The organism is Streptococcus mitis (assembly GCF_013305725.1).
In the GTDB taxonomy this organism is placed as follows: Bacteria; Bacillota; Bacilli; order Lactobacillales; family Streptococcaceae; genus Streptococcus; species Streptococcus mitis_BO.
Window position 1 is genome coordinate 1,380,304 of sequence record NZ_CP047883.1, and the last position, 12,247, is coordinate 1,392,550.

At 41.6% G+C, this 12,247-nt stretch carries 9 protein-coding genes, 1 tRNA gene and 1 other RNA gene; 2 read left to right on the forward strand and 9 right to left on the reverse strand.

From position 1 onward, the window contains the following. Positions 1 to 4: 4 nt before the first annotated feature. The 3 genes from M594_RS06815 to M594_RS06825 form a co-directional block, all read right to left on the reverse strand. Complete coding sequence (locus tag M594_RS06815; RefSeq protein WP_173876324.1) at positions 5 to 829, reverse strand: alpha/beta hydrolase; 825 nt, start codon at positions 827 to 829, stop codon at positions 5 to 7. A gap of 136 nt (positions 830 to 965) precedes the next feature. Next, a complete protein-coding gene (gene thiI / locus M594_RS06820; RefSeq protein ID WP_173876325.1) occupies positions 966 to 2,180 on the reverse strand; it encodes a tRNA uracil 4-sulfurtransferase ThiI in 1,215 nt (404 codons plus the stop codon). 8 nt (positions 2,181 to 2,188) lie between these two features. Further along, on the reverse strand, positions 2,189 to 3,331 hold the full coding sequence (locus tag M594_RS06825; RefSeq protein ID WP_173876326.1) for a cysteine desulfurase family protein: 1,143 nt from the start codon (positions 3,329 to 3,331) through the stop codon (positions 2,189 to 2,191). A 138-nt stretch (positions 3,332 to 3,469) separates the two neighbouring features. Here M594_RS06825 and M594_RS06830 point away from each other — a divergent pair, with 138 nt between their 5' ends. Then, positions 3,470 to 3,901 (forward strand): DUF6556 family protein, encoded by a 432-nt coding sequence (locus M594_RS06830; protein ID WP_084929965.1) that lies wholly within the window; start codon positions 3,470 to 3,472, stop codon positions 3,899 to 3,901. A gap of 42 nt (positions 3,902 to 3,943) precedes the next feature. Here the strand turns inward: M594_RS06830 and M594_RS06835 are convergent, their stop codons facing one another. The 4 genes from M594_RS06835 to M594_RS06850 form a co-directional block, all read right to left on the reverse strand. Continuing rightward, a complete protein-coding gene (locus tag M594_RS06835; RefSeq protein WP_368039303.1) occupies positions 3,944 to 6,247 on the reverse strand; it encodes a DNA translocase FtsK in 2,304 nt (767 codons plus the stop codon). 85 nt (positions 6,248 to 6,332) lie between these two features. Beyond that, positions 6,333 to 8,285 carry a PTS fructose transporter subunit IIABC gene (locus tag M594_RS06840; RefSeq protein WP_173876327.1) on the reverse strand — a complete coding sequence of 651 codons (1,953 nt, stop codon included), beginning with the start codon at positions 8,283 to 8,285 and terminating at the stop codon, positions 6,333 to 6,335. Continuing rightward, a complete protein-coding gene (gene pfkB, locus M594_RS06845) occupies positions 8,282 to 9,193 on the reverse strand; it encodes a 1-phosphofructokinase (RefSeq protein WP_173876328.1) in 912 nt (303 codons plus the stop codon). Before pfkB ends, M594_RS06840 begins: the two co-directional genes overlap by 4 nt. Next, positions 9,190 to 9,930: a DeoR/GlpR family DNA-binding transcription regulator gene (locus M594_RS06850; RefSeq protein ID WP_000920651.1), complete on the reverse strand. Its 741-nt coding sequence runs from the start codon at positions 9,928 to 9,930 to the stop codon at positions 9,190 to 9,192. Before M594_RS06850 ends, pfkB begins: the two co-directional genes overlap by 4 nt. 161 nt (positions 9,931 to 10,091) lie before the next feature. On the opposite strand from M594_RS06850, the gene M594_RS06855 reads away from it, so the two are divergent. After that, positions 10,092 to 10,179 (forward strand) — tRNA-Ser (locus tag M594_RS06855). Between the two features lie 78 nt (positions 10,180 to 10,257). Here the strand turns inward: M594_RS06855 and M594_RS06860 are convergent. Further along, positions 10,258 to 11,592 carry an Nramp family divalent metal transporter gene (locus M594_RS06860; RefSeq protein ID WP_000094601.1) on the reverse strand — a complete coding sequence of 445 codons (1,335 nt, stop codon included), beginning with the start codon at positions 11,590 to 11,592 and terminating at the stop codon, positions 10,258 to 10,260. Positions 11,593 to 11,897: 305 nt separating this feature from the next. Further along, positions 11,898 to 12,245, reverse strand: a transfer-messenger RNA (tmRNA) gene (gene ssrA / locus M594_RS06865). Between the last annotated feature and the right edge of the window lie 2 nt (positions 12,246 to 12,247).

Genomic DNA, 12,247 nt, shown 5'->3' on the forward strand with positions numbered 1-12,247 from the left:
TAACTTACCATTTTTCTGCAAAAAATCTCAGACAGTCTGGTAAGTTCTCCGACCATGGAATCTCACTATGGATGGCACCAGACTGAACTTTCAAGAAAAGATTATCTAAGTGTACCCCACCTGCTATCAAATCATGGTAATAGCGAAGAGACGAATCGATATAGGCTTGTTTGATATTACCAGCCATCAGGGTCTTGTCCGTATCATCTGCTTCTTCTGTTCCAACATAGATAAAGATACGCTGATCAGGCGATAGTTTCTGACGCTCGATATAGCGGTTAAAAGCTTCTTGGTGGAGCCAGTTTGCAGATGAAAAAACCCCTAGACAACCAATTTGGTCTTGGTATTCCAAACCGATAAATTGGGTAATATTGCCTCCTAGTGAAGAACCAATCATAGCCGTATGCTGGCGGTCAGCTTTGGTACGGTAGGTCTCATCGATAAAAGGTTTGACCACATCCATGACAAACTCGGCATACTCCACACCTTTACCGCCAAACTGCTGCCCCGGAATAGGAGATTCTTGGAACTTCCAAGCCGCATACTCATTCATCCGCCCCATACCATCATTGTCAATAGCAACGACAATCATGCGACTGATATCAGGATTTCGTTTAATAGCTGGAATAATCTTCCATGAGTGACCAATGAAAGACTCTTTGCTATAAAAAACATTTTGCCCGTCATGAAAGTAAACAACAGGATAGGAACGATCCGTGTCTTTCTCATAATCTTTAGGTAGAAGAACACGTACACGGCGTTCCTTACCTGTATAAGGAACCTTGAGTTTGTGTTCTTTCATTTTTAAATAAAAGTAGGATTGATTCATTGTCAGAAAACTCTCTATATTCAAAATTTTATTTTATTATATCACAGTTTAAGAAAAAAAGTCAGTTTTTCTTCCATTTTTGGATTAAAAACTAACTTTTTCATTTATTTTTCTAAATTCTTTTGGATTTTCTGATTTAGAGGAGATTGTCAATCAAGTCATCCACTTCATCTTTTTCAGGTTGAGGTGTAATCTCGGTAATCATGATTCCAGCTACAGCTCGCTCAACTAAACCTTCAACATCCATGCGCGCTTCGTATTGCTCTGCATTCTTAATCTTAGGATTAGTCTTAGGACGATCTGGTGCAAAAATGGTACAACAGTCTTCAAATGGCTGGATTGAAATGTCAAAGGTATCGATTTCTTGTGCAATATCAATGATTTCTAACTTATCCATGGTTACAACTGGGCGGATGATGGGAGTGTTAGTAACGGCATTGATAGCCTGCATGCTTTCAAGGGTTTGGCTGGCTACTTGACCTAGACTCTCCCCATTGATGATAACCAAACCATTTCGTACCTCACGAATACGGTCGGTAATCCGCATCATAAAGCGACGAGTTAGAGTCATCAAATAAGCCTCTGGCGCTTTAGCCTTGATTTCCTCTTGAATCTCAGTGAAAGGCACCTCGATAAACTGGATATTGCCTCCAAACTTGGTCAATTTACGAGTCAAATCTTGGGCTTTTTTAAGGGCACCAGGACTCGTGTAAGGTGGGCTAGCAAAGTGAACAGCTTCGATATCCACTCCACGTTTCAAAGCAAGATAACCTGCTACAGGAGAGTCAATTCCTCCTGACAACATAAGCATCCCTTTACCTGAAGTTCCAACTGGCAAACCACCAGCTCCTCGAATGGTTTCATAAGAAAGATAGGCTGCTTCTTCACGGATTTCCACCTGAAGATTGATGTCAGGACTTTTCATTTGAGCTTGCACATTTGGAATAGCTTCAAAAACAGCTCCTCCAAGTGTTTGATTGAGTTCACGACTATCCAACTCAAAGTTGTGGTCGCTACGCTTGCTAGAAATTTTAAAGGTCATGCCATCCTTGTATATGTCCTGCATAATCTCTTGGACAGCAGACTTCAAAACTTCTACAGATTTTTCGACCTTGTATACAGGAGAAAAGTTTTGAATTCCAAAAACTTGTTTGAGCGATTCTGCTACTGCTGTGTAATCAGCTCCATTGAGGTAAGCGTGGGCACGGTCGCGATCTGCCGTTACCTTAACTTGGGGATAGATAGACAAAACGTCTGAAATATTATTGCGAAGTTTATTGATGAAACGCATACGGTTTTTGCCTTTGGTTGACAGCTCACCGTAGCGAATCATAATTTCTGAATACTGCATGAATGCTCCTATCTTACTTTTCTAGTTTGATTGTAAATCAATTTTAACTTGGTCAAAAACTGCTCGACCTGACTCATATCATTTTCAAGGTCTAGGCTAAGACGCACAGCTGACTGGGCCTTATCTTTATCCACTCCCATGGCAATCAAGGTACCTGCAGGTTTCCCAGCCTTGGACGAACAAGCAGAGGTCGTTGAGATGAAAATACCATAGTCTTCAAAGGCGTGAACGATGACTTCACCACGAACACCCTTGATTCCAAAAGTCAGGATATGGGGGGCAAAGTCTTCCTCATCTGAGAAGATAAAAATATCTGGATAGTCCAGAAGGGCTTGGCGAATCACTGCCTTCATCTGTCCTGTCTTACTAGTAAAGAAATCTAGCTTTTCCATAGACAAACGGAGAGCCTTGGCTGTCGCTGCAATCCCTGCCACATTTTCAGTTGTCGAACGATAATCACGCTCCTGACCACCACCTGTTAAAAGAGGCGTAATCTTCTTGCCAGACTTGATATAGACAAAACCAACACCACGAACTCCGTGAAACTTATGACTAGAGAAAGTCGCAAAATCCACTCGTTCTGTCAGATACTTTTCAGTCGGAATCTTAGCAAGTGCCTGAACCGCATCAACGTGGAAGGAAATAGTCGGCTTGTCTGCTAACAGTTCTGAAATAGCCTCAATGGGCTGAACAGAGCCAATTTCATTGTTAACTGCCATGATGGAAACGAGGGTCGTATCTGGTCGTATCAAATCTGCTAACGCCTTCACATCCACAAATCCTTTCTCATCAACTGGAGCAAAATCCACTTCAAATCCTTGACTTTTCAGCCAGAGGGCTGATTCCTTAACTGCTGGATGTTCAACGGCTGATACAATGATGTGCTTGCCAAACCGAGCCTTTTCAAAGGCCACACCCTTGATGACCCAGTTATCTCCTTCTGTCCCACCAGAAGTAAAGAAGATTTCATCGCTTTTCTTACCGATTAAATCTGCAATCTGTTGCCGAGAAGCATCTAAGATTCGTGTTGCCTGGTCTCCCAAACGATGGAGACTAGATGGATTTCCTAAAATTTTTGAAGCGACCTGCATATAGGTTTCAAGGGCTTCAGGATAGGGCTTGGTCGTCGCCGAATTATCAAAGTAAATCATGTTTTCTCACGCTTTCTAAAATCACTCCTTCTATTGTATCATGAAACGGAGCTTGCGACAAGAAAGGGCAATTCCTCTTTTTTTAAGATTTTTTTAAAGAAATGAGGTATAATAAATTTTAATTAAAGGAGAGAATGTATGTCTAATTATCGTAGAACTTCAAAACCAAAAACAGAACACATCAAAAAAGGCTTTACGGTCTTTCAAAAAACCGTCGCTACTATCGGTAGTATCCTTGGCTTAATTACCGCAAGTATCACTATCATGAACGCCTTGGATAATAACAAAAATACCAAAAAAGAACCTACGACAAGCCAGACGACAACAATTGTCAAAGAAATTCAAAAGGAATCCCCTCAGGAAAACACTAGTCCCAATAAAGAAACTAACACCACTCAAGAAAAAACACAGCAAGAGGAAACACCAAAAGCCAGCGTCAAGGAAGAGAAAAAAGAAGAGCAGAAAACATCAACTCAGGATTCTCCTGCTCCTGCTCCAAGTAAACCTGCTACTGAAAATGAAAAACAGTCCAATAATACACCAACTTCGGAAAATAAAACTAATCAATAATCACTAAAATAGCTTCTCTCCAAACTTGGAAAGAAGCCATTTTTATTGTTGCAATACTTTTCTTGGTTTGGTACCTTCAGCTGGACCGATAACACCTGCCATCTCCAGTTCTTCCATGAGACGAGTCGCACGGTTAAATCCAACTGACAAACGACGCTGAATCATAGAAGCACTGGCTTTCTGGGTCTCAATGACTAGAGCTTTGGCTTCTTCAAAAAGCGGATCTCCACCAGATTCACCATCTGAAAATTCTCCTTCATTTTCAGAAACCTCACCTGGATCAAAACTCTCATCGTAGTCCGCATCAGCCTGAGCCTTAATGAAGTTTACGATGCGTTCAACATCATCATCCGAGATAAAGGAGCCTTGGAGACGAACTGGATGATTTTCATCGATTGGTTTAAAGAGCATATCTCCACGTCCAAGCAGTTTCTCAGCTCCATTTTCATCTAAAATAGTACGGGAGTCTGTTCCTGATGAAACTGCGAAAGCGACACGAGATGGGACATTGGCCTTGATCAGACCAGAAATGACGTCAACGGATGGACGCTGGGTTGCAAGAATCATGTGGATACCTGCAGCACGCGCCTTCTGTCCGAGACGAATGATAGCATCTTCCACTTCCTTGCTGGCTACCATCATAAGGTCAGCCAACTCATCCACAATCACGACAATAAGCGGTAATGGAACCTGCTTGTATTCAGATTGGGCATTAAACTCTTCTACCTTGGCATTAAAACCTGCAATATTCCGAACTCCCACCTTGGCAAAGAGTTCATAACGATTTTCCATTTCATCAACGACCTTTTGCAAAGCCTTGCTGGCCTTACGTGGATTGGTCACAACTGGAATCAAGAGATGAGGAATGTCATTGTAAACAGACAACTCAACCATCTTGGGATCGACCATCATAAATTTAACTTGGTCTGGTCTCGCCTTCATGAGAATGCTAGCAATAATGCCGTTAACAGCTACTGACTTCCCTGAACCGGTTGAACCTGCAACTAGCAAGTGGGGCATTTTGGAAAGGTCAAAAGCTCTTGCGGTGCCATTAACCGCCTTTCCTAGAGGAATTTCCAAGAGATTTTCTGCTTTTGTTTGAGATTGTTCCCATAGTTCGCGGAAAGAAACTGTCGCAATCTCAGAGTTAGGTACTTCGATTCCCACTAAAGATTTCCCTGGGATAGGTGCTTCAATTCGAACATCCTTGGCTGCCAAGGCTAGAGCGAGGTCATCTGCTAGATTGGAAATGCGGTTGACCCTTACACCTACTGCTGGCTTGACTTCATACTTGGTCACGGATGGGCCAATTTCAGCCCGTTCAACCGTCACCTTGATACCAAAGCTAGCAAAGGTTTCTTCTAGGATTTTGATGTTTTCCCGAACGATTTTCTTCTCTTTAGACTGGTCTTTGGGTTTATCAGGGGCAAAGAGTTGTAAGCTTGGAAGTTTGTATTCAAGGGCTTCCTTAGCTGAAAAATCAACCCGTACGTCTTCATCATCTGAGCCATCTTCCTGTTCAGCGAATTCAAGTTCAGCTTGAGGCAGGATGATTTCTGGTTCCACCCACTCTTCTTCTGGAACAGGTGGAGCGTCAAGCACAACATCTTCTGTCAGTATTTCACCCGTTTCCACATCGACAGGAGGCAAATCGAGTAAGGCTTTTTCGACCTCTTCTCGTTCTAATCTAGCCTCTTCCTCAGCCTTTTGACGAGCTTTTTCTTCCTGTTTGACAAAACGTTCCTCTTTTCGACGCTCATGCCCTTCTCGCCATTTGGCAAATCCTCTACTGAAAAATTCAGCAATATCGTAAACAGACCAAGGACTGATTAGGAGAGCGCCTGCTAAAATCAAGATAGAACCAATAAAGTAAGTGCCGATATTTGAAAAGAGAAAGGCAGTTGGAATATAAAGAGCAACCCCAATCAAGCCACCTCCAGCAAAACTGGTCGTTCGAAAACCAGTCAAATCAGTCACAACCTGAGCCATGGTTCCCTTTAGAACGGACTTGCCCAAACCATATTTCCAAACTAAGTAGGCCTCAAAAATCAAGAGCAAACCTGCAAATATGGTGAAAAAGCCAGATAGGAGCCCTTCCTGTTTTCGTATCCACTTGAAAAAGAAGAGATAGAGCAGGATACCAAATATTGCCAGATAAGCTAGGCTACCCACCAGCAAGCGAATTAAATTGTAAAGGGTGATACCTGCAGCCCCTAATTTGAAGGCTGCGAAAATCAATAAAAGCGCGATTCCCAACGAAATCAACATTCGTTGAATCGCTTCTTTTCTTTCGAGTTCTGCTTTAGACGGTCTCCGTCTTGTTTTACTTGTATTCTTATTTGCCATTCTTCTATTATACCATATTTCACAGGCACTTCATAAAGAGAAAAAGACTGCACCAAACGGTCCAATCTTTTCATTTTTCTATTTTTTATGCTTGTGGTTTGCGTAGGTAACCATAGACCACACCACTTACGATTGCTCCTACCAAGACAGAAACGAGGTAAAGAAGAGCATTTGAAGTAAGGGCAATCACGAAGATTCCTCCGTGTGGTGCCATGAGTTTGATACCAGTAAGACCAACGAGTCCGCCTGCTACTGCTGAACCAAGGATGAAGCTTGGGATAGCACGAGCTGGGTCAGCGGCACCAAATGGAATCGCTCCCTCAGTGATGAATGACAAGCCCATGATGATATTTGTCAAACCAGAGTTACGTTCTTCTTTGGTAAATTTATCTTTGAAAAGAAGTGTTGCGACAAAGATAGCAAGTGGTGGCACCATTCCTCCAGCCATAACTGCTGCCATGGCTACAGAACCTCCTGAAGAAACAGTAGCTGCAAGCGTACCTGTACCAAAGACATAAGCCGCTTTGTTAACTGGTCCACCCATGTCAACAGCCATCATTCCACCAAGGACGATACCAAGAAGGACAGCTGAACCGCCTCCAAGACCGCCTAGGAAGTCATTCATAGCAGTGTTGATTGCTGCCATTAGGATGTTAACAGCTAGCATAACAAATCCAGTCAAGATTGTCCCAAGAAGTGGCAAGAGAAGGATTGATTTTGCACCTTCAAGTGAACGAGGAACTTTAACGTATTTCTTGATAGCAAGAACCAAAGCACCTGCAATAAATCCACCAACAAGGGCACCTAGGAAACCAGATGAGACACCTGCAAGAGTTGAAGTTGCTTCACCACCTGCAGCATAAGGAATTTTACCAAATGCAAAACCTTCTTTGGCAATAGCACCAGCCACGAAACCTGCTACCAAACCTGGTTTTTCAGCGATAGAGTAGGCAACATAACCTGCAAAGACTGGGAGCATCAATCCAAAGGCTGCACCACCAATTTTCATGAACATAGAAGCTAACTCATGGTAAGAACCAAGATTACCAAGGTTTTCATTCGGAACACCCAAAGCACCGTCAATCAAGAAGGCAAGGGCAATCATAATACCACCGCCAATAACAAATGGCAACATTTGCGATACACCACTCATCAAGTGTTTGTAGAAGGCACCACCAAGGCTTTGTTTTTTGTTAGAGGCTGTTGCAGCTTTGGCTCCATTAGCAGCACGATAGACTTCAGCATCTCCTGAAAGAGCCAAGTTAATCAACTCTTCTGTCTTACGGATACCGTCAGCAACTGGACGATTGATCAATGGTTTACCATCGAAACGATCCATTTCTACAGCCTTGTCTGCTGCGATGATAACAGCTTTAGCCTTGCGGATGTCCTCAGCAGTTAGTTGGTTTCCAACACCGCTAGCACCGTTGGTTTCAACCTTGATTCCAACACCCATTTCAGCAGCCACTTTTTGAAGAGCTTCTTGGGCCATATAAGTGTGGGCGATACCTGTTGTACAAGCTGTAACAGCAACGATAAAGTCACCAGAGTCATTGGTAGGTGCTTGAACTGGCTCCTCAGCTTTTTCTGAAGCTTGGTTAAAAAGTTCGATAACTTGGTCAGCTGATGTTGCTTGACGAAGTTTGTCAGCAAAACCGTCTTTCATCAAGTATTGAGACAATTCTGCCAAGGCTGCTAAGTGAGTATCATTGGCACCTTCTGGAGCTGCAATCATAAAGAAAAGGTCAGTTGGTTGCCCATCCAAGCTCTCGTAGTCAACACCCTTGTTTGACTTGGCAAAGAGAACTGTCGCTTCTTTGACAGCAGCATTTTTGCTATGAGGCATTGCGATACCATCACCCAAACCAGTAGAAGTCAAAGCTTCACGCGCCAAAATTCCTTCTTTAAAGGTTTCAAAATCTGTCACATAACCGTGGTCTGTCAAGCTTTTAATCATCTCTTCGATGACAGCTGTTTTTTCAGTTGCTTGCAAATCCAGCAACATGACATCTTTTCTCAATAGGTCTTGAATTTTCATCTTTTTTCTACCTCAACTTTTTCATATGTTTCTTTAATAAATTCTGCCGTTGCCAAGTCATCTGAGAATGTCGTTGCTGTTCCACAAGCAACTCCCCATTTGAAGGCTTCTACTGCATCTTTAGATTTGACAAATTCACCTGTAAATCCAGCAACCATAGAGTCACCAGCTCCAACTGAATTTTTGACTGTCCCCTTGATTGGTTTAGCAAAGTAAGCTCCCTCAGATGTGACAAGAAGGGCACCATCACCAGCCATAGAGATAATCACATTTTGAGCACCTTTAGCCAGTAACTCTCGCGCGTATTTCTCAATTTCATCTAAACTTTCGAGTTTAATCCCAAAAATCGCTCCAAGTTCATGATTGTTTGGTTTGACCAAAAGTGGCTGGTAGTCCAAACTATCAATCAAGGTCTGTCCTTCAAAGTCACAAACCACTTGCGCACCTGTCTGACGTGTCAAGGCAATCAAATCCTTGTAGATTACATTGCCTAGATTTCTAGCACTTGAACCTGCAAAGACAACCGTATCTTCTGCTGTCAGACTTGAAAGAATGGCTTTTAACTCTTCAAGTTGTTCGGGCTCAACAGTTGGACCCGTTCCGTTGATTTCTGTTTCTTGATCCGCTTTGATTTTAACATTGATACGAGTATCTTCTGCCACTTGGACAAAACGTGTCTCGATTTCTTCCTCTGCCAGAGTATCTGTGATAAATTCACCAGTAAAACCTCCGATAAATCCAGTCGCTGTATTTGGAATACCCAAGCGTTTCAAGACACGACTGACATTGATTCCTTTCCCACCAGCAAACTTATCATCACTGTCCATTCGATTGACACTACCGACTTGAACTTGATCCAAACGAACGATATAGTCAATGGATGGATTGAGTGTGACTGTATAAATCATACTTCTATTACCTCCGTTTTCTCCTTAATAGCCTGCAAGAGCTCATGCCCTTGACTTGTGATAACAATAGCTCGTTTGAGTGGTGCTACCTTGGCAAAGCAAGTTTGTCCAATTTTAGACGAATCCACCAAGACATAGGTCTGTTTGGCATTTTCTAAAATAGCACGCTTCACAGCTCCCTCTTCCATATCAGGAGTCGTATAATAACCATCGTCCACACCATTCATCCCGATAAAGGCACGGTCAAAGTGCAATTGGTTAATCTGGTTAAGAGCAACGCCCCCGATACTAGCATCTGTCGCCATCTTGACACTTCCTCCAACCATGACAGTTGGAATCTGCTTTTCAACCAACTGAGCGGCATGGTGAATCGAATTTGTCACAACAGTAATATTCTTATTAACCAATTCATGAATCAAAAAAGCAGTTGTTGTTCCAGCATCGATAAAGATGACATCTTGTTCCTTGATGAGAGAGGCTGCCTTCTGAGCCAGCAACTTCTTTTCTTGAAGGTTTTTGACAGATTTTTCTTGAATGGTTTCTTCTTCCTGCAAGGAATGGGGCAATTCTGCTCCACCATGCACGCGACGAAGCTTGTTTTCCGCTTCCAACTCATCCAAATCTCTTCGAACCGTTGATTCTGACGTTTCTAACAAACTAACTAATTTTTCTAGAGAAACTACATGATGTTGATTTAACTCCTCTAAAATCAGTTGCTTCCGCTCTGTTTTTAACACTGAATCACCTCCTGTTATCGTTTACACTATTCATTCTATCACACTTTCTTTCAAAGTCAAGCGCTTTTTGTCATTTTCTTTCAAAATCTATCATTTTTCTTATTTCCAAAATTTTTATTGCAAGATAAGAGCCTTTATGGTAGACTATTTGGGTAAGTATTGGAAGATTACTCAAGAGGCTTAAGAGGCCGTGTTGGAAACGCGGTAGGCGTGTAACAGCGTGCGTGGGTTCGAATCCCATGTCTTCCGTTTATTTTAAAAAAGATACCCAAGAAATCTTGGGTATCTTTTTTCTTATATGCTTGTTTTATAACTCGGGTGAATTTCTTAGAAAATATCAAATAACAATTTCACATTGAGAATTGTTAAGATAATGGAAACGATATAGCCAAGGATGGTATTCCATTTGGCATTGGTAAATTCTCCCATCAGTGATTTCTTAGAAGTTAGATAAATCAGTGGGAAGATTGAAAATGGAAGAGCAATCGAAAGAAAGACTTGTGAATAAACCAATAACTGATCTAATGTTTTTTCCTGATGACCAAACAGAACCGCTACAATCATGACAGGCAACAAGGCAAAGAGACGAGTTGCCAAACGAATGAACCATTGAGGTAATCTCATATGCAAGAAACCTTCCATAACGATTTGTCCAGTCAAGGTACCCGTAATTGTCGAATTTTGACCACTGGCTAATAAAGCCAAGGCAAACAAGGTTGATAAGGTCGAGCTAGCTATAGCTCCTGCAATAGTAGAATCCTGCAAGGCATTATACATTTGAGAGAAGGCAGAAATCTCAGATGCATGGCCGAAAAAGAGAGCCGCCCCGAGAATTAATAGAAGGGAGTTAACCACAAAGGCCAAGGATAATTGGAGATTTGAATCCCAGGTCATAAAGCGCACGGCTTTTCGAACATCATTCTTGTCCTTGTGATTGATTTTCCGAGTTTGTGACAAGGAAGAATGCAAATAGAGGTTATGGGGCATAACCGTTGCTCCCACGATCCCTAGTGCCAAGGTTAATTGACTTTCATGCCCTGGCAAGGGACTTTCAAATAAGGTTGCATTCGGTAGATAACCCTCAACGATTCCTTGGAAGCTTGGATGTGACAAAGCTACCAGATAGGTAAAAATTGCTAGAATGGTTAAAATCAGTGTTGTCACAATAGCTTCAATCTTCTTAAAGCCAAATTTCATCAGAAGCAATAAGAGAAAAACATCCAACACGGTCAAGAGAATTGCTATCATAATCGGAATCTTAAAGAGAAGATTGAGAGCAATCGCTGAACCTAGAACTTCTGCCAGATCTGTCGCCATCAAGGCTAATTCTAAAATCACCCATAGACTATAACGAAGCCATTTAGGTGAATGATGAGCCGTTGCTTGAGCCAGGTCCATCTGGGTTACAATACCAAGCTTTCCTGCCATCTGCTGAAGTTGCATGGCAATGAGAGATGAAATCAAGATAACAAACAAGAGACTATACTTATAGGAAGCACCACCGACTACACTGGTAATCCAGTTTCCTGGATCCATATAACCAACTGCGACAAGAGCACCCGGACCTAAAAAGGCATTTAAATTTTGCCAGAAATGATTGTTATTTGGAGTATCGATAGATTGATTAATCTCAGAGAGTGACACTTTTTTATGAGAAGACATAGATACTTACCTCTTTCTAAACCTACTTTTTCATTATTTTCTATTAGAGAAAAATAAGATTGACTTTAAACTATTAAAACAATGAAAACTATATGAAAAACATTTAGTTTTTTCATTATTTTTCTTAAGGCACCTTAATTATAACAGAAAATATGATAAAAACTTAAGAAAATTCAGGACTTGATTTAATATTTAGGATACAACAAAATGTTGTATTCTTTTTTTGCAAAAGAATACCAAAGAATAAAATAAAAAACGTTGTAAAAACAACGTTTTAGAAAGATTTACAAAACAATGTAAATTATCAATGGAGCCGGTGGGAGTCGAACCCACGTCCAAACATCTGCTAACATATTTGTCTACAACCATAGGTTATGTATTCGTTTAACAGTCCCTCGACACATAACTCAAGCCTAGGAACTGCGAGCCTATAAATCTCTTACCAAACTGCTAGACAAAGTTTGATCGTATCTCGCTAATAATAAGACCCATCATCAGACACGAGCAATCCGAATCGGGTCACGCCTGCTGGTTTTTAGGCAGCTAGAGCGTAAGAAGTGTTATTTTTTGCAGTTATATTTAACTGAGCGTTTACATCGCCACACGAGTCGCAAAATATGCCTCATAATGCCTGTCGAATCCGTAACGACCCCAA